This is a genomic window from Aristophania sp. ESL1142 (assembly GCF_058107345.1).
Map to the genome: position 1 here is coordinate 930,232 of NZ_JBYLUH010000001.1, position 25,123 is coordinate 955,354.

The window sequence follows — 25,123 nt, forward strand, 5'->3', positions numbered from 1 at the left end:
TGGAGCAAGGCTGTTATGAAATCTCGTTCTTCTGGGTCAAAAGCCACTTTTCTGCTGTTAAGACATTTATGGCAGGATCATATTCGTTTCCAGACAGCCAGGCTTCTGTTGATTTTGGTTTTAACGATCGTAATGGCCCTTCTGACAGCGGCCTATCCTGTCGTGATTAAGCGGGCGATTGATCTTTTTACAGCGCATGATCCACGTATTCTGTATCAGATTCCCTTTATTGTCATTGTGATTACAGGAGCCAAGGCTCTTTCCCAATATGCACAGAATATTTCCGTTCAGTCCCTGATCTGGAGCATTATCCGCGGCTTGCAGGAGAGGATGTTCGATCATTGTCTGAAAGCTGATATTGCAACGCTTGAAGCAGAATCCCCAGCTCAGTGGGCTGCCCGATTTACGACAGACGCCTTGAGTATGAGAGAGGCCCTTACCCGGGCAGTCAATGCCTTGGGCGATGTTGTAACGCTTTTGGGTCTTGCGGTTGCTATGGTCTGGGCAGATTGGGAATTAAGTCTTATCGGACTTATTCTGTACCCGTTAGCGATTATTCCCGTGCAAAAACTGGGCCGGCGTATCAGGCGGGCATCACGGGGAATGCAGGAGCATGTCGGGGTTGTGGCTGCCTTGCTGACGGAGACATTTTCCCTCGCACGTCAGGTAAGGGTTTACCGTCTCGAAGGACAAGAGAAAAAGCGCGTAGCCAAGGCTCTGAACCAGCTTCATGATACATATCTTCATATAGCCTGTTCCCGCGCCCGCCTTGACCCGATGTTAGAAGCGATTGGAGGCGTTGCTATAGCTTTTGTTCTGGGTTTTGCAGGATGGAGGGCGGCAACGGGTGGGGCTACCCTGGGAGGGTTTACGGCATTTATTGCCGCACTCTTTGCAGCGTCGCGTCCTCTGAGGGCTTTAGGGTCGCTCAATGCAGCCATGCAGGAAGGGCTTGCAGGAATGGAGCGTATTTATGAAGTTTTGGATGAACCGCTGAAAATCATTCAGCAGCCTGATGCGATTGCCCTGCCTGAAGGGGAGGGGGCAATTGATTTTAATGACGTTTCCTATCGTTATGCTGATGGACGTATTGGGCTGGATCATCTGACGGTTTCATTCAAGCCTGGTCAGATGATTGCTCTGGTAGGGGCTAGTGGTTCTGGCAAATCTACGGCTCTTTCCCTGATTCCCCGTTTATATGATACCAGTACAGGTATGATACGTCTTGAGGGTGCGGATCAGAAGAACCTGACATTGGAAAGTCTGCGTGAGTCAATTGCTTATGTAAGTCAGGAAACGGCTCTATTTGACTTGACGATTGAGGAAAATATTCGTCTTGGTAAGCCTGAGGCAGATGCAGATGAGCTTAAAATGGCCTGTGAAGCTGCTGCATTGGATTTTCTTTCCTCATTGCCTGAAGGGTTGCAAACACGGGTTGGCACGGCTGGGCAGGGTCTTTCTGGAGGACAGAGGCAACGTGTTGCGTTAGCGCGTGCATTATTAAGTAATCCGCGTATTTTGCTTCTTGATGAAGCAACCAGTGCACTGGATTCAAAGACAGAATCCCGAATCCTGTCTGCTCTGGGTTCTTTACGCCAGAACCGCACAACGATCATGGCAGCTCACCGTCTTTCAACGGTTAGGCAGGCAGATCTGATTATCGTTATGGATGAGGGTAGAATAGTAGAAAGTGGCTCCCATCAGGAGCTACTTTTAAAAAATGGTATTTATACCCGGCTTGTTCATGCCCAGTCTTTAGATGACGTTGTGAGTTGAAAAAGCTGCTCTAATTCAGGAAGAAGAGCTTCATACATTTCTTTCTTAAAACCAAGATTATATCGTCCGCTCAGAGCTTCCTGAACGGTCAACCATTTCCAGTCATTAAATTCAGGAGGGGTTTGGGCATCAAGCTTTATGTCCGAATCCTGCCCTGTAAAGCTGAAAACAAGCCATTTTTGTCTCTGACCCCGAAATTGTCCTCCCAGAGCATGCCCAAGCAGGTGGGGAGGTAGATCATAAGTGACCCAATCAGGATGCTCAGCCAGTAAAACAGCCTTATTGGTTCCGATTTCCTCTCTCATTTCGCGCCAGGCTGCTTCGTGAAGATCTTCTCCCTGATCAACGCCGCCTTGTGGACATTGCCAGACATTTCCCGCCAGATCGGCTCTACGTGCGAAGAGAAGCTTGCCTTCTTTATTAAAAAGAGCCAGACCGACATTGGGACGATAGGGCAAATTCAAGCTTGCAGAAGACTTTGTCATTTCTTTTCCTTCACCGACTCATTATGGGCTGCGGTCTGGGGAGCAGATTTTAATGTATTCAAGCTATTCAGAAGGTGAATGGCCTGCTGGAGCTGGAAATCCGTTTCGGGCTTTTCAGGGTTGAAATTTGGCCATTTTTCAGGAGGCTCATGGGGGATCGTCTTAAGGAGGCTTTCTGGAATATTTTGTCCCGAACCATCTTCCTTTTCTGTGCCTCCAATATTACTCAGTACGTGAGCCAGGTCAGATTCGCGGTATGTATAAAGCTCATCTTCACCATGGGAGGCCGCAACCGTAATGTCTGGAGTGACACCGCGTCCCTGAATGGAACGGCCTGAAGGGGTATAATATCTCGCAGTTGTCAGGCGTATGGCGCCTTGGTCAGCGATAGGGATCAAGGTTTGCACGGAACCTTTGCCAAAAGTGCGTTCACCCATAATGATGGCACGTTTATGATCTTTGAGAGCGCCAGCCACGATTTCGCTCGCAGAGGCTGAAGCGGAATCAGTCAGGACAACCATAGGTAGTCCATGTGTAATATCTGTACCTTTAGCGTGCCAATGCTGATTATTTTCAGGGTGGCGGCCTCTTACAGAAACGATTTCTCCTGATTTGATGAAATCACGTGAGACAGCAATCGCCTGATCAAGCTTGCCGCCGGGATCGGCGCGGAGGTCAAGAACAAGTCCGATCAGTGTTTTGCCAGCAGTCTGAGAGACTTTCTTGACGAGCTTTTCATAATTGACACGGAGTTCATGCTCGCTTGTGTCGTCAAATTCAGCAAGGCGGATATAGCCTACGCGGCCATAAAGGGCAGAGCGGACAACCTGAACATGAATGATTTCGCGTGTCAGCGTATAATCGATTGTCTTGCCGGTTTTGGGGCGTAGGACCGTAATATTGATTTTAGTTCCGGGATTGCCACGCATTTGGCGTACAGCCTGATCAAGGGTCAGGTCTGCAATATTCTTATGATCGATCATGGTGATGACATCACCAGAGAGGATGCCAGCGCGTGCAGCGGGTGTGCCATCAATGGGGGCAACAACACGGACATGGCCTGCATCAGCCTGGACTTTAAGGCCCAACCCACCAAATTGCCCCGAAATTTCATCCTGCATCTGTTTGAACTGTTCAGGTGTCATGTAGGAAGAGTGGGGGTCCAGATTACCTACAAGTCCATCAAGAGCATTATTGATCAGTTTTTTATCGCTGATAGGCTCAACATATTCGGAATGGACAACATCCATCACCGTTCCGAAGAGTGTCAGCAGGCGCACTGTTTCAGCGTTGTTATTTTCATCCTGAGAGGATGTAATTTCTTTCGCCAGGGCAGGTGAAAAACCGCCGGAGGAATGAAGTGAATAAAGAGTACTGGTCAAGCCGATGCCTGCGGTAAAGGCAAATCCCATCAGCAGGGTCGTTTTAAACTTCATAAACGTGTCATCCTCGCAAAAGCGGAAGAGCGTGGTGATAAAGGATAGAGAAAACCTTGTCACATTAACGCAGCAGTTTACAGTTTTTACGTCATAGCTCCAAGAGTTAATCTTTATGATATTCTGAACTTCTTCTCCTGTTCTGTGAAAATATTCATAAGGGCATTAGCGTAGGAATGGGGTTGGATTTACAATATGTGTGCCTTGCCTGAGCTGGACAAAAAGTGTTCCTCCGCCGCTAGGCATGGTACCTATTGTCTCTTTTTTGCTGATATGTTGTCCTGTTGAGGCTGAGATTGTGCCAAAACCTGCCAATACAAAACGCTGGCTATGACCACAATCCAGAATGACCATGTTTCCAAAGGAGCGGAATACGCCGCTATAGAGAAGCCTGCCATCACAGGGTGCTACAACCTGTGCAGCATTTGTGGTTCTGTAAGTAAGCCCTGTTGCAGGCCCAGCTTCAGTATTTTGTTGCCAGTTCGTTATGAGTGCTCCCTGGACGGGTCTGAAACCTTGTCCGTGTGTTATGCCTTTTCCTGTGCTTAGAGCCTGGGCGGCTCGTTCGACTTTACGAGCCTGAGCAATTTTATGGTGCTTGGACAGGCGTTTTGCTTCTGCTTCAAGACGTTTTTTCAGCGAGGCTTCACGTTGGGTGATGTGCTCAATCTCGCTTGTGAGGTCCTGCATGTTTTTGCGTGCCAGTTCGAGTTTGTTTTTTTCAATTTCAAGATTTTTCTGGTCAGTCAGTGTTTGTTCCAGGGCTTGCTGCGTCCGTTCTTCCCCCTGTTTCTTACGCTTTTGCTGGATTAAACTCTGATGCTGGAGCGTATCTGTTTGATGATCAAGAACTGCCTGTTGATGGTGAATGGCATTTTGAGCCTTTTCCAAATGCGCGGCCTCCTGTTGAGTCAGGCTTAGCTGCGCCTGAAGCAGTGAAGGGGTCAATAAAGCATCGGCTTCTCCTTGTGGCGGAGAGAGGAGAAGCAGCTCAGGTGCTTTCTGTAAGTTTTCAGCAGCAGGAAGTGTGCGGGCGAAATTAAGGGCTGTCTCGTTCTGCTGATTCTGAAGGGAAGCCTCTCCTTTTTCTAAGCGCTTTTGGCGTTGGGTCAGGTCTTCCAGACGCTTTTTCATGCGTTGAAGCGTCAATTCCAATCTTTTCTGTTTTCTGTTAAGGATCTGTAACTGTCTTTTGCTGACTTGTGCTTTCGATGTTGCCTTACGCATCAGGGCTTCATGCTGTGTGACAGCATCTTGTTGTGCCTGAAGTGTTTTTTGCAAATCATTGCGTGCTTTCTGGATTTGCCGGAGTGTATCCTGCGCAGGACTTGCTTCTATTGGTGAAGAAAAACCACTACCTAAAATAAAACAGGCCAGAAGGAAGAAAGCTCCCAGCCTGTTTGTGCGTATGAAAAAATTATGCGTTATCAATCAAAGATTGACCCGTCATTTCAGGAGGTTGTCTGAGGTTCATTAATTGGAGGATAGTTGGCGCAATATCTGCCAGTCTTCCATCGTGAACGCTTGGATTTTCCTTATCATAGGCGAGAATAAAAGGCACCTTATTGATGGTATGTGCTGTATGAGGTCCTCCCGTTTCCGGGTTTTTCATAGTTTCACAATTTCCATGATCTGCTGTAACGAGGAGAACCCCTCCAGCTTTTTCAATAGCCTCCCCAATCCGCCCCAGTCCTTCATCAACAGCTTCGACAGCTTTGATTGCCGCTTCCAGAGAGCCTGTATGGCCGACCATATCGGGATTGGCAAAGTTCAGGATAATCATGTCATATTTGCCTGAGGAAATTGCCTTGACCGCCTGATCGGTCAATTCAGCAGAGGACATTTCTGGTTGCATATCATAAGTTGCGACTTTGGGAGAGGCGACAAGGATACGGTCTTCTCCCTCCAGTTTGATTTCCTGCCCACCATTAAAGAAATAAGTCACATGGGGGTATTTTTCGGTCTCGGCCATGCGCATTTGATGGAGCTGCGCTTTTGAGACGATTTCTCCGAGAAGGTTTTTCAGAGTTTCAGGAGGGAATAAAACGCTAACATAAGGTTTTAATGTATCTGAGTAATATGTCATGGTGCAGACACCTGCAAGTAACAGGGGCTTGCCACGGTCAAATCCATCAAAATCAGGCAAGAGGAAAGCATTTAGAAGCTGTCGAATACGATCTGCTCGGAAATTGGCAGATAAAATCCCATCTCCGTCTTTCATGCCATGATATTCGCCAATGATGGCAGGGGTTACAAATTCATCACCCCGCTTGTCTTTGCTATACTGGTCTTTCAGAACTGCCAGTGGATCTGAAAATTTAGCGCCTTTGCCATAGCGAATGGCGTCATAGGCTTTTTCAACACGATCCCAACGGTTATCACGATCCATGGCATAATAACGGCCACTGACAGTGGCAATCTCTACACCTTGTGGCAAGGCGGCAATGATCTCGCGAAGAAATGCCTCTCCTGATTGTGGTGGAACGTCACGACCATCTGTGAAGAGATGTAGTTTTACAGAAATGCCTGCATCATGGACGATTTTTGCGAGAGCAATGATATGGTCCTGATGGGAGTGGACGCCACCTTTGGAGGCTAATCCCATCAAATGGCATGTCCCCTCCGAGAGTTTCAGTTTTTCAATAAAACTCGTCAAAACACTGTTTCTGGCTAGAGAACCATCGGCACAGGCCTTACTGATGCGCGGCAATTCCTGCATGACCACGCGTCCTGCACCGATATTTAGATGCCCAACTTCCGAATTGCCGATCTGACCATCGGGCAAGCCGACATCTTCGCCACTGGCTTGAAGGAAACTATGGGGACTTTCTGCCCATAATTTCGTGAAATGAGGCATTTCAGCCATTCTTGTTGCATTATCTGCGGCATCTTCACGCCAGCCAAAGCCGTCAAGAATGACGAGCATAACGGGACGGGGTGTTGTGGATTGGGACATCTTAACCGCTCCTGCCAACGTTCATAATCATTAGAAAGGAGAAAATTTTCCCCTTATATGGAATACAGAGATTATTACCGTATTCTATGGCGGAAAGCGACCGGCTAAAACAGAATTTAACCCAGCTTCGCCACACCGGTCTTTATGATCTCTCCTATGTAATTATATGTTTCTGTAAGGTAATTTTCACAAGAGGGGCATTTTTTATGACGAAGAATTTATCCTGTATGCCACTTAGTCTGATGCAGGAACAGATTATGAATGATCATGGAACAGAGCCTCCTGGTTCAAGCCCCCTGAATTATGAAAAAAGGGCAGGGACTTATTATTGTGCTCGATGCGGAGAGCCTCTCTTTTCATCAGAGACAAAATATGAGAGCGGCTCAGGCTGGCCTTCTTTTTACGATGTTAAAAAAGGTGCAGTTGGTACTGTCGAAGATAAAAGTCATGGCATGAGTCGTATAGAGGTACATTGCGCGCGTTGTCAGGGGCATTTAGGACATGTCTTTCCTGATGGTCCCCAACCAACGGGGCAGCGTTATTGTATGAATGGTGCCGTGTTGGATTTTCGTCCTGAAACAAAATGAATTGTGGTATTATAATGTCCTCTTTCCGAGATACCTATAAAGTAACGATTTTTTGTGACATTACTGGGACTGATTAAAAGAGGCGCATTATGATTCGAGGTCCGGGCATTTTTGAATTTATAGCGATTGTCGGGGTCGGTTCGACTTTTATCCTTGATGTATGGTTGTTGCTTGTTAGTAAAGTGACGAAAACGCCCGTGATGAATTGGGGTTTGCCGGGGCGCTGGCTTATGGGACTCTGTAAGGGACAATTTGTCCTGCGGGATGGGCATCCAGAAACAACAGCTACTGAAAGAGCTTTAGGCTGGTTGTTCCACTATATTATCGGTGTCATTTATGCTGCAATGCTGATTCTGTTTTGGGGTAGTGCCTATAAACAACACCCGACATTTATGCCTGCATTTCTGATTGGTGTCGTTCTGGCGACCTTTGCTGGTTTGTTTATTATGATTCCCGGACTTGGAGGAGGAATCTGCGCTTCTAAGGTTCCTACACGATTTAAGGAAATAAGATTATTAATACTTTCCCATTGTGTATTTGCCCTTGCTCAATATGGTTTAGCGCTCAGTATGGTGTGATTTAATTACTGTCATTGTAATTAATAGACTTCTGAAAACATTTTACAGTCACATAAACATATCTTTTTTCCTACATGAAGCTGTGCTCTATAAGGACATGATAGCTAGTCAGACTTTAGGAAAAATATCTGCTCATGTCCTCATATTTACAGATTATTGATCACCCCCTTATTCAGCATAAACTTTCCTTTTTGCGGGATCGTTCCCTTTCTATTGTTGAATTTCGGGCTCTTGTGAAAGAGTTAAGCTTGCTGCTGGCTTATGAGGCGACGAGGGAGCTGCCTCTAAAAGAGAAGAGCATCATATTGCCTGATGGATCTTCCTGTTTGACCCATAAGCTTGAGAATAATTCGTTGTGTCTGATTCCGATCCTTCGGGCTGGGAGTGCTCTTCTGGAGGGGATGCTTGATTTTGTGCCGACGGCGGGTGTTGGGCATATTGTTGTGCAGCGCCATCATGCCACGCTGGAGGCTGAAGAGTTCTATTTTAAAGTCCCGCCTGAACTTGATAAGCGCCTGACCATTGTGCTTGACCCGATGCTGGCAACAGGTCATTCCGCGGTGGCTGCGATAAAGCGGCTAAAGCAGGCAGGAGCTAAAGATATTATTTTTACGTGTCTTGTTGCTGCGCCTGAAGGGGTTGAGCATCTTCATAAGGCGCACCCTGATGTGAAAATTATTTCCTGTGCCCTGGATAAAGGACTGGACTATAATAGCTATATTATACCTGGTCTCGGAGATGCAGGAGACAGATTTTACGGTACCTAATAAATAAAAAGGGCAGGCGTTTATCGCGCCTGCCCTTAAAGCGTAAAGCTTTATGGATCAGAATTCTGAATCGATATCAGCAACGCCGATCAGCTTGGCATTAGCAAATTCCTTGAGACCCAGCTCAAGCAATTCCCGGCCAAAGCCTGAGTTTTTGACGCCACCGAAAGGCAGGTCTGACTTAACCATGGTTGGATGATTGATATAAACCATGCCTGTATAGATCTGACGAGCCAGACGAACGCCTTTTTCCTCATCTTTTGTGAAGATAGAGCCGCCCAGACCATAAGGTGAGTCATTGGCGATTTCGATCGCATGTTTCTCATCTTTCGCCTTGAAGAGAGAGGTAATAGGACCGAAGAATTCCACGTGACGGGCTGGGTTCTTTTCATCAATATTGGTCAGGATAACAGGGCGGAAGAAGCAGCCTTTTGAGGGCATATCCAGTTTGATTTCTTCTGCATGGGCACCGTGAGCAACAGCGTCTTTAAGCTGTTTCTGCAATGTCTCAACAGCACCGCGTGAAGAAAGGGGAGCCAGTGTTGTCTTCTCATCCATGGGATCACCCATGCGCAGTTCCTGGACATATTTACGGTAAAGATCAAGGAACTTATCATAAACACCAGCTTCAACAATCAAACGTTTGGAGCTGACGCAAACCTGACCGGCATTCCAGTGACGTCCAAAAGCGGCCCATTTTGCTGCTTTTTCAATGTCAGCATCATTCAGGACAACAAAGGCGTCGGCCCCACCGAGTTCCATTGTGCATTTTTTAAGGGCTTTACCGGCCTGTGCTGCAACAATTGCACCGGCTTTTTCTGAACCTGTCAGAGCAACACCACGGACGCGTGGGTCTGCAATGATATTTGCAAGATGGTCATGAGAGGCATAGAGATTCTGGAATGCCCCTTTTGGCAGGCCGGCTTCATGCATAAGTTCCACAAATTTGGCGGCACATTGTGGCACGTTTGCTGCGTGTTTCAGAAGCATAACGTTACCGACTGAAAGCTGCGGCGCAATGATGCGGGCGATCTGATAATAAGGGAAGTTCCATGGCTCAACGGCCAGTAAGATGCCCTGAGGTTCATACACAATCTGGGCACGTGTTCCGCGAGCATTGGCAACGGGCAGAATATCGGCAGAAAGCTGGCTCTCGGCATGAATAGCGTAATATTCAAAGATTTCAGCTGAAAGCTCGGTTTCTGCTTTGGCCTCAGCAAATGTTTTCCCCATTTCGAGGGTCAGAAGCTTTGCATATTCATCTTTCTTCGCGCGTAGAATGTCCGCTGCTTTCTGCATGACATTTGCGCGTTCTTTGAAGGATGTTTTTTTCCACTGATGGAAAACTTTCTCTGCTGTATCGAGCGCGTGATTAATTTCAGCATCTGTTGCATTAGGGAAAGTTTTGATTTTTTCTTCTGTAAAAGGGTTTATTGTCTGATAAGCCATTTTTAAATCCTCTTATTAAATTAATATTCAAAGATTTAAGAATATGGCGGGACTTTGCAAGGCCCTTCAAGATTTCGTTACGCCGATTTCCTGTGTCAAAAGAAACAAAAATCATAATATTCTACTGTATATTAAAAAATTATGAGAATATAATTTTAAAAAATAATAAATTTCACATAACTTTTTTGTCAAAAAACAATCTAATATATTTATTTTTGTATTATCTAAATATATAGATTGTCAATTATTTTATATTTATATTGATTAAATTTTAATAATATATGTTTTCATATATTTTAAGTATATATTATTATTGTATTTATTTATTATTATATACGTTATTATATTTGTTTTGTGTAATAATCAACTTATCGTGTGACAGATTAACTCTTATTCATGCTGTTTTAAAAGCTGTAATTTGTGACGTTGTCGGAGCTGAGAGATTCTTTTTCAGGCTGTTTTTTACAGAATCTCTTTTCAGAAAGCAGGAAAATAAAAAGGAGAGACCTTAATGGTCTCTCCCTTGATTTTAGAGCTATGTCAGCTTTTTTAAGCGTGACCGAGCGCTTTAACGGCTTCAACCATTTCAGACATGACTTTCTGGGCGTCACCATAGACCATGGTGCAATTCTCTTTGAAGAAAAGAGAGTTCTGCACACCGGAATAACCTGTTCCTTGTCCACGTTTAATGACGAATACCTGACGGGCTTTATAGGCATTCAGGATCGGCATACCGTAAATCGGTGATGATTTGTCCGTTTGGGCATCAGGATTGACGACGTCATTGGCGCCGATAATGAGGGCAACATCGGTATTGGGGAAGCTCTCATTAATATCGTCCATATCGTAAATCATGTCATAAGGCACGCCAGCTTCAGCCAGAAGCACATTCATATGGCCTGGCATACGTCCTGCAACAGGGTGAATGGCGAATTTAACATCGACCCCATCAGCCTGGAGCAGTTTGACAAACTCGTAGAGTTTCTGCTGGGCCTGGGCGACAGCAAGACCGTAACCGGGGACGATAATAACGCTGGAGGAATAATTCATTGACGTTGCGGCATCAGCAGCATCAACAGATTTCATTTCTCCTTCAGGCCCTTTCGCACTGCCAGAGCTATCACCAAAGTTGCTAAAGAGGACATTTGTCAGTGAGCGGTTCATGGCTTTTGCCATCAGGACTGTCAGCAATGTACCAGCCGAACCGACCACCATACCTGCAATCATGAGGGCTGGATTATCGGTCACATAACCTTCAAGTCCAACAGCCAATCCCGTAAAGGCGTTATAGAGGGAGATGACAACCGGCATATCAGCACCACCAATGGGCAGTGTCATACAGATGCCGAAGAGGAGCGCTGCGACGAAGAACAGAATCCCCGGTAAAAGTGCTGTGGAGGTGCCGTAGCTGACAATCGTGAAAACCCCGAGTGCCAGTGTGGCTACAAAAACCAGTCCATTAAAAAGTCGTTGGCCAGCAAAGCGTGTTGGTTTTTTGATCGTACCATTCAGCTTAGCCCAGGCGATAACAGAGCCAGTCAGTGAGATGGAGCCAATCAGGGCACCAATAAAGGTAATGCCAAGATGCAGGCTACTCACATCCGCTTTGTTTGCCATAAGTGACACGGCAGCGAGAGCAGCGGCAGAACCACCACCCATACCGTTATAAAGGGCCACCATTTCTGGCATTTCCGTCATCTGGACCGTCTGGCCTTTACGACCGGCCCACAGGCATCCTGCAACCAGAGCGATGACCGCTAACCCTAGATTGACCATCAGATGCGGATGAGCATCCGGGCTGATACGGAAGATATTCAGGAATGAAACGGCAATGACCAGGATCATGCCATAACCGGCAGTCACAATTCCCTTGACTGCGGTTACAGGAGAAGACATGGCCTTCAGGCCGTAAATGAACAGTCCAGCCGCAACGAGCCCTGCAAGGCCAACAATATATTCAATCCACATATTACTGTTGACCTTTCTTTTCTTTGGTTGAGGTTTTGTCTTTTGCACTGGGGCGGAACATTGCCAGCATACGGTCTGTTACGACGTAGCCTCCCATGACGTTCGCAGCGCCTAAAAATACGCCGAGAAAGCCTATCAGCTGTGCAGGCCATGTTGTGGCATTGAATAAAGCTTCAAGTGCCCCGACAACCACAATGCCATGGATGAAGTTTGAGCCAGACATGAGGGGGGTGTGGAGGATGGAGGGTACCCGGCTAATCACCACGAAGCCGGTAAAAGCGGCGAGCATGAAGATATAGAGGGCAATGATGAACGTCATGGACGTGGCAGTGACCATTATGCTTTCTCTCCTGTTGTGCCTTCAACAGCTTTTTGCGCAGCTTGATTGGTAATTTTGCCATCATGGGTCAAGGTGGTGCCGCTGATGACTTCATCCGTAAAGTCGGGGCTCAGAACACCATCTTTCAGAACCTGTTGGAGCAGATTAAGAATATTCTTGGCGTAAAGCTCACTCGCCTGCTGTGCGAGGGCAGAAGGCAGGTTTGTGGGGCCGATTAAGGTGACAGGGCCGATCTTGACAATTTCACCATTTTGGGTGCCTTCACAGTTCCCGCCATTGGGGGCGCCCATATCAACAACGACGGAGCCTTCTTTCATGGCAGAAAGCTGTTCTGCATCAATCAGGCGAGGGGCCTTGCGACCGGGGATGGCAGCGGTTGTGATAATCAGGTCAGCCTGGGCAATATGCTGTGAGACGACCTGACGAACAGTTGCTTTTTCTTCTGCTGTCAGTTCGCGGGCATAACCGCCTTCGCCTCGGGCATCAATGCCGGTATCAACAAATTTAGCACCGACAGATTCAGCCTGTTCGCGTGTTTCAGGGCGTACGTCATAGCCCTCACAAACAGCTCCAAGACGTTTGGCGGTTGCCAAAGCCTGAAGCCCGGCCACTCCAAGACCCATAACCAGCACGCGGGCAGCGCGAAGTGAGCCTACAGCGGTTGTCATCATAGGCAGGATTTTCTGCATATGGGAACTGCCGAGCAGAACTGTGTAATAACCAGCAAGTGCAGCCTGACTAGAGAGCGCATCCATTGCCTGAGCACGACTGATACGAGGGACAAGCTCCATGGCGAAGGTTGTAATCTTGCGGTCGCGGAGTGCCTTTGTGATCTCTATATTTGCCTGGGCGTGTATAAAAGAGACGAGTAATGCCCCTTCTTTCATTTTCTGGATGGTGTCAACCGGAGGGGGTTGGACAGCCAGTATAATATCTGCATCAGAAAGGAGGGTGGTAAGGTTTTCTTCTGTTTTAACCTCTACCTTGTCATAAGCATCATCAGTGTATGTGGCGGCGGTGCCTGCGCCTTTTTCCAAAACGAGTGTAGCCCCGAGTTTGGAAAGACGCTGGGCGACAGCAGGGATCATGGCAACCCGTTTTTCATCGGGTAGCGTTTCCCTTAAAATGGCAATTTTTATAGTCACGTTTTTCCCCTAGGCAAAAATATAAAGGGAGAAAGCATCTCGCATGCTGTAACGCAGGGAAACACTTTCTTTAGTTTTATCAATATGAGCATGAGAAACTCATATGAGTAAAGCAGGATTCATGAGGCTTTCCTGAATCCCCCCAGGTGTGTCTCACAAAGCGGCGGAATATATTAAAATTTAAATTGTCAGGAAAGACCTTAAAAGGTGATAATTCGCTGTTTGCTGCGGCGAACAGGCATCATAACTAAAGAGAATATCTTTCCCTTCTGGAGAAGAAACTCTCTGGAAAGTGATGAGGCTTTATGCACCAAACAGCATTCCTCCGAGATCTTAGAGGAACGCTTACATTCAAACGCTTATTTCTCTCTTGTCACAGTATAATGGCGCGCAAGTTCTGCTTCAATTTCCTTGGCGTGCTGCGTATCACGTGCTTCAATCATAACAACCAGTTCGGCAGTCTGTACTGAAGGGGCGGCAAAGAGACGGTGATGGGAAACTTCAATGATATTCCCGCCTAAATCACCAATGCGTTTGGCAATGTCAGCCAGCAGGCCAGGGCGATCAGGGATCTGGAAGACCAGCCTTAAAATACGTCCTTCATTGAGAAGGGAGCGGAAAATGACATGAGAGAAAATACGGGCGTTGATGTTCCCGCCTGAAAGAGGGAGGCCGACTTTTTTGTCCTTGAAGAGCTCAAGATTAGCGACCAAAGCTGCTAATGGGGCGGCGCCAGCACCTTCACAGACCTGTCGAGCTTTTTCTGCCAGCATGGTGATGGCGCTTTCAATCTGTAGCTCATCCACGACAAAGACTTTTTCCAGCTCATGGTCAAAAACAGGGATACATTGATCCCCCGGTTGTACAACAGCGATCCCTTCAGCCAGTGTAGGGCCTCCTTTGGCCGTCCGGAGCGGGCCGGGATAGTCTCCGAATGGGGAATAGGAAGCGACCTGAACACCATAAATCTTTGTTTTAGGACTGAGGGCTTTAAAAACCGTTACAAACCCTGCCATGAGTCCACCACCGCCAATGGGGATAATGACGGCATCCAGGTCAGGGGCATCCTGCAGGAGTTCAAGCGCGCATGTCCCCTGACCGGCCATAACGGCGGGGTCGTTAAAAGGATGGATGAAAATGCTTCCCTGTTGTTTTTGTAATTGAGCAGCCGTTGCGCAGGCCTCATCAAAATTCTCACCCGCCAGTACTACTTTAGCGCCCCAGCTTTCTGTCGCGGCGATTTTTGTTGCAGGCGTGAAACGTGGCATAACAATCGTCGCATTCAGACCAAGAAGGCTCGCTTGCCGTGCGACACCCTGTGCATGATTGCCAGCAGAGACCGTAATCACGCCACGTTTTCTTTCTTCAGGCGTGAGAAGGGCAATGCGGTTTGCGGCCCCCCTTTCTTTGAAGGAGCCGATGGCCTGAAGGTTTTCCAGTTTTAAGGTAATATCTGCCCCGGTCAAACGTGAGAGCGCAATGCTCTTGATGGTGGGTGTCTTTGTAATGGTTGCAGAAATGCGTTTCTGCGCATCATAGACATCATCAAGGCTCAGACGGTGCGGGGTAGAGTGTGTCATTATTGATAAACCACTTTCAGTATTTCGTAAGTTCTGTCTCCACCTGGAGCAGGGACTGAAACAGTATCGCCAGTTTCCTTTCCAATGAGTGCCTTGGCTATGGGGGAGGAGACGGAAATCCGCTTGTCCTTGATGTCTGCTTCATGCACGCCGACAATCTGATAAGTATTTTCCTTATCGGTCTCTTCATCAACGAGTGTGACGGTCGCACCAAATTGTACACGTTTGCCTGAAAGTTTGGAGGGATCAATGACTTCGGCTGTAGAAATCAGGGATTCCAGTTCTAATACACGGCCTTCGATGAAAGACTGACGTTCGCGTGCGGCGTGATATTCCGCATTTTCGGAGAGATCACCATGAGCACGTGCTTCTGCGATGGCGCGAATCACAGCGGGACGATCTTCTGACTTCAGGCGCCAGAGTTCGTCCTCCAGTCTTTTTAGTCCCTGTGCGGTCATTGGACTTTTCTGCACATTTTTTCCCCAAATTAAAGAAAAACATCAAGTTTTGAACAGAAAAACCCTCTCCCCCTTCTGTATAGAGGGGGAGAGGGAGTTCCAGGTTATTTCGTCGTGGTAGAATACAGCAGATTAAAGAAGCTGCAAGTTTTTCAGTACATTAAAATGTGTGGCTGAAATAGGACTGTAATGGTGCTACATTTTCTTTGCCATTCTTCAGCGCTATAATGGCATAGATTGCAGCACGCGCTCCGGCAATTGTCGTATAATGAGGAATGCCCATTGTTAGTGCAGAACGGCGAATATCAAAACTATCGCGCGTTGATTGTCCGCCGCGGGCTGTATTGATGATCATCTGTACGTCACCGGAACGAATGGCATCGACACAATGAGGGCGCCTTTCTGCAACCTTGTTGGTGACGATGACGTCAATCCCAGCTTCCTGCAGGCGGGCGGCCGTACCGCGTGTGGCCATGATCTTGAAGCCGGCATCAATCAGTCTGCGGGCTAGTGGCTGGATATGGACCTTGTCGCTATCACGTACTGAAAGGAACACGGTTCCTTCCCGTGGTAGATTGACACCTGCTGCAAGCTGCGATTTGGCGAAGGCCATTTCAAAACTTGTATCAAGTCCCATAACTTCGCCAGTAGAGCGCATTTCAGGACCTAGAATAACATCAACACCGGGGAAGCGGTTGAAGGGGAAAACAGCTTCCTTAACGGCAACGTGAGGAAGAATAGGACGTTCATCAAGATTGAAGTCTGAAAGTTTTGCTCCAGCCATAACACGGGCACCAATTTTGGCAACAGGCACACCTGTCGCTTTTGCGACAAATGGGACTGTACGTGAAGCACGGGGATTGACTTCAAGTACAAAGATTTCATCATTCTTAATGGCGAACTGTACATTCATCAGTCCTTTAATGCCTAGTTCACGGGCCATGGCTTCTGTCTGGGCGCGCAGCTCTGTGACGAGAGCGGGAGAGAGTGTGTAAGGAGGCAGTGAACAAGCAGAATCACCTGAGTGAATTCCGGCTTCTTCAATATGTTCCATCACACCGGCAACATAAACGCTTTCACCGTCAGCAATACAGTCCACATCTGCTTCAATAGCATCATTGAGATAATGATCGAGCAGAATGGGGCCGGTGGCGATTTCTTCGCCCGCCTGACGCAGGACTGTATTGAGGTAATGGGTCAAACCAGCCTGATCGAACACGATCTCCATGGCACGACCACCCAGAACATAAGAGGGGCGCGCAACAATGGGGTAACCCACTTCTTCAGCCAGTCTCAGGGCTTCTTCTGGACCACGAGCAATGGCGTTACGTGGCTGACGTAGCCCCAGCTTACGAAGCATAGCCTGGAAACGTTCGCGGTCTTCTGCTCGGTCGATGGCATCTGCCGGTGTGCCTAATAATTTGATCCCAGCCTCTTCCAAAGCGTGGGAGAGTTTTAACGGCGTTTGGCCACCATATTGTACGATACAGCCCAGAACGCGACCATTTTGCATTTCCGTACGGATCAGGGCTATGACATCTTCGGCGGTTAAAGGTTCAAAATAGAGCCTGTCTGATGTGTCATAATCGGTTGAAACCGTTTCAGGGTTGCAATTAACCATGATGGTTTCAAAGCCTGCATCCCGTAGGGCGTAGGCTGCATGAACACAGCAATAGTCAAATTCAATGCCTTGACCGATCCTGTTGGGACCACCACCCAGAATAATGATCTTGTCACGATCAGTCGGCTGGCTTTCGCAGAGAGGTGTGCCGAACCCACCTTCATAAGTGGAATAGAGATAAGGCGTATCAGATGCAAACTCGGCTGCACAGGTATCGATCCGGCGATAGACGGGTTTTACCCCAAGGCTTTCTCTTAATTTAACGACATCTTCTGCCGTTTTGCCACTTAAACGTGCAAGCTGCCGGTCAGAAAAACCCTGTGCTTTCAGCTGACGTAGCGAAATGGCCTCTTGAGGTAAGCCATTGGCTTCAACGTCGCGTTCAGTTGCGACGAGTGCTTCGATCTGCCGGAGGAACCATGGCTCAAACTGGCAGGATTCCTGAATTTCTTCAAGGGAAAGGCCAGCACGGAAAGCCTGTGCAACCATTAGGATCCGTTCAGGGCGTGGTTCTGAAAGAGCGGCCTTGTAAGCTTCATGAGATCCATCACCCGGGGCGGGGACAGGGTCAAGCCCCGTCAGTCCTGTTTCCATGGAGCGCAGCCCCTTTTGCAGTGATTCTGCAAAACTGCGTCCCACAGCCATCGCTTCTCCCACTGATTTCATGGAGGTGGAAAGGAGGGCGGGTGTGTTCGGGAATTTTTCAAAAGTAAAACGGGGGATTTTGGTCACAACATAATCAATGGTCGGCTCAAAGCTGGCCGGTGTGGTTTTGGTTATGTCATTTTTTAGCTCATCAAGCGTATAGCCTACAGCCAGTTTGGCTGCAATTTTGGCAATCGGGAAGCCTGTCGCTTTTGAAGCAAGGGCAGAAGAGCGTGAAACGCGTGGATTCATCTCAATGACGACCATTCTGCCATCCTTGGGATTGACGCCGAATTGCACGTTAGAGCCGCCAGTCTCCACACCAATGGCTCTCAGACATGCGATGGAGGCATCACGCATGCGCTGGAATTCCTTGTCCGTAAGGGTCAGGGCAGGAGCAACGGTGATTGAATCCCCTGTATGGACACCCATCGGGTCAATATTTTCAATGGAGCAGACAATGATGCAGTTATCAGCAACGTCGCGGACAACTTCCATCTCGAATTCTTTCCATCCAATGATGGATTCCTCAATCAGGACTTCTGTTGTGGGGGATGCATCCAGACCACTACGGACGATCTGATCAAACTCCTCCTTATTATAGGCAATACCGCCGCCAGAACCACCCATTGTGAAGGAGGGGCGGATAATGGTGGGGAGACCGACCATTTTCAGAGCTTCGCGTGCTTCTTCCAGCGTATGGGCAATGGCGCTACGAGGGCTTTCAATGCCGATGGCATCCATTGCCTCGCGGAATTTTTGCCGGTCTTCAGCACGGTCAATAACGTCTGCACGCGCACCAATCAGTTCGACATTATGTTTTGTCAGGAAGCCTGATTTATCAAGCGCCATGGCAGCATTGAGTGCGGTCTGTCCTCCCATGGTAGGGAGAACGGCATCGGGTTTCTCCTTGAGGATAATCCGTTCAACAAATTCCGGTGTAATTGGCTCAATATATGTCGCATCTGCCAGTCCCGGGTCTGTCATGATGGTCGCCGGGTTTGAGTTGAGCAGAATGACGCGGTAGCCTTCTTCTTTTAAGGCTTTGCAAGCCTGTGCGCCGGAATAGTCAAACTCGCAAGCTTGTCCGATGACAATAGGCCCGGCCCCGATGATGAGAATGGATTTGATATCAGTGCGTTTGGGCATGGTTCAGGCTCCTGCGACTGAAGAGGTGTTGAGAGAGTCGGCGCGTTGATCCATCAGGGAAACAAAGCGCTCAAAGAGATAGAAGCTGTCGCTGGGGCCGGGACTTGCTTCAGGGTGATATTGCACTGAAAAAGCGTCTTTCGTTGTAGAGGCAATGCCTTCATTTGAACCATCAAACAAGCTGATATGTGTGACTTTAACGTCATGAGGCAGGGATTTTTCATCAACGGCAAAGCCGTGATTCTGGCTGGTGATTTCGACTTTTCCTGTTGTGAGGTCTTTAACAGGCTGGTTGGCGCCACGGTGTCCCTGTTCCAGCTTATAGGTCTTCCCGCCAAGCGCCTGGGCGAGAAGCTGGTGCCCGAGACAGATACCAAAAATGGGGATGTCAGCATCAAGAACCGCCTTGATCGCATCCAGAGCATAGGTCGCTGTTGCGGCTGGATCGCCTGGGCCATTGGAGAGGAAAACCCCTTCAGGTTTCAGCTCAAGGATTTCCTTGCCTGTTGCCGTTGCCGGCAGCACATGGACCTCACATCCGGCGGTGACGAGGCACCTCAGGATATTATCTTTTGCACCATAATCAATTGCAACGACCTTGCGTTTAACGGCGCGTTCAGGGTGCTGGTTGTGCCAGACTGGCTTGTCCCACGTGCGTGCTGGACGGGTCACTTCTTTGGCGAGGTCCATACCTTCAAGTCCTGGCCATGAGCGTGCCTGCTCTAATAATGACTGAGGCGAGATCATACCATTTGAAGGGAAGGATAGCACAGCAGTCTGCGGTCCTTTTTCACGCAGGATATTTGTGATAGCGCGTGTATCAATACCACTGATCCCGCTTTTTTTCTGGTTTATGAGCCACTTTTGAAGGGATTGGTGTGAGCGCCAGTTGGCGGGGGCGGTGATATCCTCTTTGACAACAAGGCCCAGTGCCGCCATATGCGGCGCTTCATTATCTTCAGAGTTCGTGCCGACATTACCAATATGGGGGAATGTGAAGGTGATAATCTGACCTGCAAAGGAAGGATCAGTCAGAGTCTCCTGATAGCCGGTCATGCCCGTGCAGAAACATAATTCGCCCACAGCATGATCGTTATGGGCTCCAAAACCACGCCCCCAGAAGATACTTCCATCAGCCAAAACAAGAGCCGCATTGGTACCGGGAGGCTGTTGGGGAAGTGTGGAGTCAGACATTGTGTCAGAGCTTTCGGATGGGGGGCGGTTAAGGTCAGCGAGAGTAATGCCGGGTATAGCAAGCAGAGCAGGCCAATGGCGGGTGGGAATTGCGCTTGCCTGACGCCATTTACGGACCGCTTCTGTGCCGACTCCTGTTAGTTCAGCAATGCGGGCCGCACCACCTGCCTTTGTGATAAGATCGTCAATATCCATTGGAGACACTCTGCTTTCTGGAACGGGATAATCGTCTCCTTATATATGGGATAAGATGGGAATATGGGAAGTTTTTTCCGACCATGTAAAAATTAATTTCCGGTCATTGGTGTGGGAAATTTTTTCCCATATTTTCCTTCTCACTTATTTATGGGCTATAAATCCCACTGAGAGAGATTTTTTGATTTATCATATTTTACAGGAGCTATTATGAGCTTGCGCACGCGAATTATGGATGATCTCAAGGCCGCCATGAAGGCTGGTCAGTCTGAAAAAGTAGCCCAGTTGCGTGGGATTACCGCCAAAATAAAAGATCTGGATGTTGCTGCCAGAGCCAAACAGGCTGAAGTGACGGAAGAAGAAATCCTTTCAGCTCTACGTTCTATGATCAAGTCACGTTCAGAATCCGTTGCTCTTTATCTTAAAGGCGGACGGCCTGAACTTGCAGAGAAAGAAGAGGGGGAGATTAACGCCATTCGCCATTATCTTCCCCCAGAGCTTGATGAAAAAACACTTTCTGATGCTCTTGAGACGATTGTGACGGATCTGGGTGCGAGCAGTATGAAAGATATGGGTCGTGTTATGGCGGCTCTGAAGGAACGTTTTGGCGCTGCACTTGACCCCGCCAAAGCGAGCGCCCTGGTGAAAAGCCGTTTAAGCTGAGACTAAAGGATTGAGGGGCTTTATTCGTGTCCCTCAATCCCCGATTCCTCAGGTTTACGGTGGGCATGCATACAGGTGATGACGCTGCTGCCTACAAGGAAGATGGCCAAAGCCTCGGAAGGGGCAGGAAGTCTCTTTTCATAAAGAAAGCTGTAAGTCAGGGCAAAGAGTGTCTCGAATAAGATCATCTGCCCGACCATTGTTAAAGGAAGGAGCCGGCTCATTTTATTCCAGAAGCCATTGCCAATGATGGAAGCGAGCAGGGCGGCAGAAAAACTGACAGTCAGAAACCACCACCATTCCTCTTTTGGGTAAGAGGAACTGTTCAGGAAAAAACTGACGGGAATGAGGCAAAGTGCCAGTAATCCTGTGACAAGCCCGGTCAGAAGATTCCAGTCATATTCTGAAGTATGGTGCAGTCGGTTTAGCCATCGGGCATTCTGGATGGCATAAGTGCTCCATGATAAGAGGGCGCCAACAGCACAAAGTAACCCAATAACGAGTTTAAAAGCGTCGTTCTGATGCGGAGCATGTTGGGCAAGTATGTAGGCATGCCAGGCAATACAGCTCATGCCGCCGATGCTGAGTAAAATAGAAGGAGTCAGTTTCCGTAAAGGTACAGCACCATGTTCAAGAGAACCGATGACCGTCACCGTAACGGGAAGAAAGCCGACAATGAGGCTCGGCATGGCAGGTCCGGCAAGCTGGACCCCTGTCCCGAACAGAACGTAATAAATAATATTGCCAAAGAGGCTTAGAAATAACAATCCAAACCATTCTTTCCGGCCAATAAAGGCGAAAGCTTTTTTCCAGCGGGGCAGAATGAGCAGACCTGCCAGAATTCCATAAAAAGTAAAACGTGCAGCAGCCAGTTGCAAAGGAGAAAAAGGGCGGATTAACGCGGGGGCTAATAAAGCCAATCCCCATAGGGCGCCAGCAGCTACGCCACAGAAAAAGCCCAGAACCGTTTTACGTTCTTTTATCAAAGACAATCTCCGCTAAACATAATTGTGATTATCTTGTATGAAGAGATAAAAGCCGTTTCAATACCAAATCGAAATAAATTATGAAAACTTAAAGTAACTATGTGCCTAACTGATTGTTTTTCTGTAAAATTTCATGTTGCTGATGAGCGTGTACTGAGCTGAGAATACTTAGGGCGATAAAGCTGATTGCCATAATTTCTGGGAAAACAGGGTGCCTCTGTTCATAGAGAAAGCCATAAAGCAGGCCGAAAAACGTTTCGAACAAAATAAGCTGCCCACCCATGGTCATGGGAAGTAGACGGCTCATTTTATTCCAGCATATATTTCCCAGAATGGAGGAAAAAAAGGCAGTCATAAGGGAGATGCCCAGAAACCAGCCCCATTGTGGTAATTGAAAAATGCTGTGACCAATAAAAGCAAAAGGCAGAATGCAGAGGGATAGCCCTCCTGTCACTAGACCTGTCAGCAGGTTCCATTCATGTGCGGAAGTATGATTCAGACGGCGCAGCCATCTTGTATTGCTAATTGTATAATAGCTCCAGGAAGCGAGGGCTCCGCAGGCACAGAATAAACCGAGAACCATATGCAAGGCATTTTTGCTCTCTTCATGGTGCGCTAGATGATATGCGTGAAATGCGACGCATGATAGCCCGGCAATACTGAGCAAGATCGTCGGGGTCAGTTTTCGCAAGGGTACAGCACCTGGCTCAAAAGACCCAATAACCATCACAGAGACGGGAAGAAGGCTGTCTATAAGGGTCGGCATTGTGACGCCGGCTAATTGTATGGCTGTTCCAAGCAGTGCGTAATAAATGATATTACCTGTCAGGCTGAGCAGGATAAGACCCACCCATTCTTGATGTCCCAGAGAGGAGAAGAGTTTTTTCCAGCGTTGCAGGCTTAATAATCCGGCGAGAAGGCCGTATAATAAAAAGCGCATGCAGGCGAGTTGAAATGATGTAAAAGGGGTGACAAGTAGAGGGGCCAGAAGTGCGAACCCCCATAAAGCACCTGCACTCACACCGTAAAACAAGCCCAATGCAGATTGAGACCCCACCTTAAAACCCTTTTTCCAGAACTGGTGATATAGTGAAGCACGCTCTGTGGCATAGAGGGCGTTTCTTTTCAATTTTAATTTGAGTATCAGATATAAAATTTATGGCCTTAAACTCTGTCTTTCTTGATGAATTACGTCAGAGAGTTCCTCTTTTTTCTCTGATCGGGCGCAGCCATAAACTAGTGCGCTCTGGTAGGCACTGGAAGACATGCTGCCCGTTTCATGAGGAAAAGACGCCTTCTTTTTATATTTATGAAGATAATTTTCACTGTTTTGGCTGTGGCGTGCATGGAGACATATTTTCCTATGTCATGCAGAGCGAGGGGCTAAGTTTTCGTGATTCTGTAGAACGTTTGGCGCATGAAGCAGGACTGGAAGTTCCTAAAGAGGATCCACGCGCTGAGGAAAGAGCGCGCCAAGCAGCTTCTCTTGAAGAGATTATGCAGCATGTACAGGCTTATTATCGGCGTAATCTTTCAGAAAAACAGGGTGAAGCAGCCCGTCATTACTTATTGAAAAGAGGATTGAGTAAAGAAACGGTTGAGCGTTTTGGTCTTGGTTGGTCCGGTGATGGACGTTCTATGCTGGAAGCGCTTAAGCCGTATGAAATTACGCAAGAGCAGCTTGCCCAGTTAGGGTTGTTACGGCGTGATGAACAAGGTGCCATTCGTGGAGAATTGTTTTTCAACCGCCTTATGTTTCCAATCCATGATCGTAAGGGAAGATTGATTTCTTTTGGGGGGCGGATCCTTGGGGATGGGCAACCCAAATATCTCAATGGTCCTGAGACGGTTCTATTTTCCAAGAAACGTACGCTTTTCAATCTCAACCGTGCTTCTGAAGTGGTCAGAAAAGGAGCAGAGCTAGTCGTGGTTGAAGGTTATATGGACGTGATTGCGCTAGATCAGGCTGGTTTTAAAGGTGCAGTTGCTCCTCTGGGAACAGCTCTGGGAGAAGAACAGCTGGCTCTTTTATGGCGTCAGAGCAAAGCACCTATTATTTGTCTTGATGGTGATGCAGCAGGGCAAAGAGCAGCCTTGCGTACTTGTGAGCTGGCCCTTTCGCTTATAACACCTGAAAAGACTCTGCGTTTTTGCCGTCTGACAGGGGGAGATGATCCTGATAGTCTGATACAGCGGGAAGGGGCGCAGGCTTTTAATGCTTTTCTGCATGCTGCCCGCCCGTTATCTGAAGAATTATTTGCCTTGATGACGGCAGGGAAAAATCAGGCAGGGCCTGAGGAACGTGCTGCCTTGCGTAACAGGTTTGTTGAGCTGACGCACCAGATACCTGATCGTGCACTCTCAGGGGAATATCGGAGCACATTGCTGGATCTGTTTTTTAAGCATTTCCGTAATCATCCAAAAAAGCAGGGATATGTGGGTGATAAAAGAGAGAATTCGTACAGGGATCGTTCTGTGCAAGCTCGTGAGGTGCCTCGTCTGGTTTCTGAAGGGGCGTCAGAACGGTTAAAAATTCTGATAGCTTTGCTGATAGCGCATCCGGAGATCCTGCCACAGGTGGAACAGTCTTTTTATCAATTAACTTTGCCGGGAGAGCTGGCTTCCTATCGTTCTATGTTTCTGGAATGGGCAAGTCAGGCAGAAAGAATCACCTCATCGTCCTGCCGGGAGTGGATGGAACAGAACGGGCAGAAAGCACTCACCAATGAGCTTCTTGAACGTTATCTTCCCCAGGCTGCCAGTAGCAAGCCTGTCGTTAAAGAGATGCAACAGGAAGAAAAAGAGGACCTCTTTTTTGTCACTGTTGCTGAAATGTGGTGGCATTTTTACGGGCTGGTTAATTTTGCTGCCTTTAAAGAAGATGTGGACCGGACAGTAAGGGAAGCGATCCTGAAATCATATGAGCGACCTTTAAGCGAATCGACTCAGGAAGCCACTTTCCCTTCCGAGGTAAAGGCAAAAATCCAGGCTTTAAAGAAGCTACAACAGGGAGAAGGCTGAAGGCCGAAATCTCAAGGATAAGCCAAAAAAAATTACGAATCTCTTTATGGAGGTTCTTTTTAGATGAGAACGGTCTTGACTTGTTGGCAGGAATTGCCCACTTGCACTTTGGCCTCATATTTTT

General features: G+C 47.8%; 20 protein-coding genes. 6 read left to right on the top strand and 14 right to left on the bottom strand.

The window, feature by feature from the left end:
• Positions 1–15: 15 nt before the first annotated feature.
• The gene (locus AC3B6P_RS04355; RefSeq protein ID WP_489804898.1) at positions 16–1,776 is read left to right on the top strand and encodes an ABC transporter ATP-binding protein; all 1,761 of its coding nucleotides are present in this window, start codon (positions 16–18) and stop codon (positions 1,774–1,776) included.
• On the opposite strand, the gene AC3B6P_RS04360 is transcribed toward AC3B6P_RS04355, so the two are convergent.
• The 4 genes from AC3B6P_RS04360 to gpmI form a co-directional block, all read right to left on the bottom strand.
• Positions 1,743–2,261 carry an RNA pyrophosphohydrolase gene (locus AC3B6P_RS04360; protein ID WP_489804899.1) on the bottom strand — a complete coding sequence of 173 codons (519 nt, stop codon included), beginning with the start codon at positions 2,259–2,261 and terminating at the stop codon, positions 1,743–1,745. The genes AC3B6P_RS04355 and AC3B6P_RS04360 overlap by 34 nt on opposite strands.
• Entirely contained in the window at positions 2,258–3,697 is a 1,440-nt protein-coding gene (locus tag AC3B6P_RS04365) for a S41 family peptidase (protein ID WP_489804900.1), read from the bottom strand. The genes AC3B6P_RS04360 and AC3B6P_RS04365 overlap by 4 nt, the downstream gene beginning before the upstream one ends.
• Before the next feature lie 165 nt (positions 3,698–3,862).
• Positions 3,863–5,128: a murein hydrolase activator EnvC family protein gene (locus AC3B6P_RS04370; RefSeq protein WP_489804901.1), complete on the bottom strand. Its 1,266-nt coding sequence runs from the start codon at positions 5,126–5,128 to the stop codon at positions 3,863–3,865.
• On the bottom strand, positions 5,115–6,653 hold the full coding sequence (gene gpmI / locus AC3B6P_RS04375; RefSeq protein WP_489804902.1) for a 2,3-bisphosphoglycerate-independent phosphoglycerate mutase: 1,539 nt from the start codon (positions 6,651–6,653) through the stop codon (positions 5,115–5,117). The genes AC3B6P_RS04370 and gpmI overlap by 14 nt, the downstream gene beginning before the upstream one ends.
• A 206-nt stretch (positions 6,654–6,859) precedes the next feature.
• Here gpmI and msrB point away from each other — a divergent pair, with 206 nt between their 5' ends.
• The 3 genes from msrB to upp all read left to right on the top strand — a co-directional run bounded on the left by msrB (position 6,860) and on the right by upp (position 8,585).
• A complete protein-coding gene (msrB, locus tag AC3B6P_RS04380; protein WP_489804903.1) occupies positions 6,860–7,240 on the top strand; it encodes a peptide-methionine (R)-S-oxide reductase MsrB in 381 nt (126 codons plus the stop codon).
• Between the two features lie 89 nt (positions 7,241–7,329).
• Positions 7,330–7,818 carry a DUF2938 family protein gene (locus AC3B6P_RS04385; protein ID WP_489804904.1) on the top strand — a complete coding sequence of 163 codons (489 nt, stop codon included), beginning with the start codon at positions 7,330–7,332 and terminating at the stop codon, positions 7,816–7,818.
• A gap of 134 nt (positions 7,819–7,952) precedes the next feature.
• Positions 7,953–8,585 carry a uracil phosphoribosyltransferase gene (upp, locus tag AC3B6P_RS04390; RefSeq protein WP_489804905.1) on the top strand — a complete coding sequence of 211 codons (633 nt, stop codon included), beginning with the start codon at positions 7,953–7,955 and terminating at the stop codon, positions 8,583–8,585.
• 57 nt (positions 8,586–8,642) lie between these two features.
• Here upp and AC3B6P_RS04395 read toward each other — a convergent pair whose 3' ends face one another.
• The 8 genes from AC3B6P_RS04395 to carA all read right to left on the bottom strand — a co-directional run bounded on the left by AC3B6P_RS04395 (position 8,643) and on the right by carA (position 20,329).
• Positions 8,643–10,034, bottom strand: a complete 1,392-nt coding sequence (locus tag AC3B6P_RS04395) for an NAD-dependent succinate-semialdehyde dehydrogenase (protein ID WP_489804906.1) — start codon at positions 10,032–10,034, stop codon at positions 8,643–8,645.
• 549 nt (positions 10,035–10,583) lie between these two features.
• Entirely contained in the window at positions 10,584–12,002 is a 1,419-nt protein-coding gene (locus AC3B6P_RS04400; protein WP_489804907.1) for an NAD(P)(+) transhydrogenase (Re/Si-specific) subunit beta, read from the bottom strand.
• Between the two features lies 1 nt (position 12,003).
• Positions 12,004–12,339: an NAD(P) transhydrogenase subunit alpha part 2 gene (locus AC3B6P_RS04405; RefSeq protein ID WP_489804908.1), complete on the bottom strand. Its 336-nt coding sequence runs from the start codon at positions 12,337–12,339 to the stop codon at positions 12,004–12,006.
• A complete protein-coding gene (locus tag AC3B6P_RS04410) occupies positions 12,339–13,487 on the bottom strand; it encodes an NAD(P) transhydrogenase subunit alpha (RefSeq protein WP_489804909.1) in 1,149 nt (382 codons plus the stop codon). The genes AC3B6P_RS04405 and AC3B6P_RS04410 overlap by 1 nt, the downstream gene beginning before the upstream one ends.
• A gap of 359 nt (positions 13,488–13,846) precedes the next feature.
• Positions 13,847–15,067 (bottom strand): threonine ammonia-lyase, encoded by a 1,221-nt coding sequence (locus AC3B6P_RS04415; RefSeq protein WP_489804910.1) that lies wholly within the window; start codon positions 15,065–15,067, stop codon positions 13,847–13,849.
• Positions 15,067–15,540 (bottom strand): transcription elongation factor GreA, encoded by a 474-nt coding sequence (gene greA, locus AC3B6P_RS04420; protein WP_489804911.1) that lies wholly within the window; start codon positions 15,538–15,540, stop codon positions 15,067–15,069. Before greA ends, AC3B6P_RS04415 begins: the two co-directional genes overlap by 1 nt.
• 145 nt (positions 15,541–15,685) lie before the next feature.
• Complete coding sequence (gene carB, locus AC3B6P_RS04425; RefSeq protein ID WP_489804912.1) at positions 15,686–18,940, bottom strand: carbamoyl-phosphate synthase large subunit; 3,255 nt, start codon at positions 18,938–18,940, stop codon at positions 15,686–15,688.
• Positions 18,941–18,943: 3 nt separating this feature from the next.
• Complete coding sequence (gene carA, locus AC3B6P_RS04430; RefSeq protein WP_489804913.1) at positions 18,944–20,329, bottom strand: glutamine-hydrolyzing carbamoyl-phosphate synthase small subunit; 1,386 nt, start codon at positions 20,327–20,329, stop codon at positions 18,944–18,946.
• 210 nt (positions 20,330–20,539) lie between these two features.
• Here carA and AC3B6P_RS04435 point away from each other — a divergent pair, with 210 nt between their 5' ends.
• Positions 20,540–20,992, top strand: a complete 453-nt coding sequence (locus tag AC3B6P_RS04435) for a GatB/YqeY domain-containing protein (RefSeq protein ID WP_489804914.1) — start codon at positions 20,540–20,542, stop codon at positions 20,990–20,992.
• A 20-nt stretch (positions 20,993–21,012) separates the two neighbouring features.
• On the opposite strand, the gene AC3B6P_RS04440 is transcribed toward AC3B6P_RS04435, so the two are convergent.
• Both AC3B6P_RS04440 and AC3B6P_RS04445 read right to left on the bottom strand, forming a co-directional pair.
• Positions 21,013–21,978, bottom strand: coding sequence for a DMT family transporter (locus tag AC3B6P_RS04440; RefSeq protein WP_489804915.1), 966 nt, complete (start codon positions 21,976–21,978; stop codon positions 21,013–21,015).
• 97 nt (positions 21,979–22,075) lie between these two features.
• Positions 22,076–23,035: a DMT family transporter gene (locus AC3B6P_RS04445; RefSeq protein ID WP_489804916.1), complete on the bottom strand. Its 960-nt coding sequence runs from the start codon at positions 23,033–23,035 to the stop codon at positions 22,076–22,078.
• A 101-nt stretch (positions 23,036–23,136) separates the two neighbouring features.
• On the opposite strand from AC3B6P_RS04445, the gene dnaG reads away from it, so the two are divergent.
• Entirely contained in the window at positions 23,137–24,999 is a 1,863-nt protein-coding gene (dnaG, locus tag AC3B6P_RS04450) for a DNA primase (RefSeq protein WP_489804917.1), read from the top strand.
• Positions 25,000–25,123 lie beyond the last annotated feature (124 nt).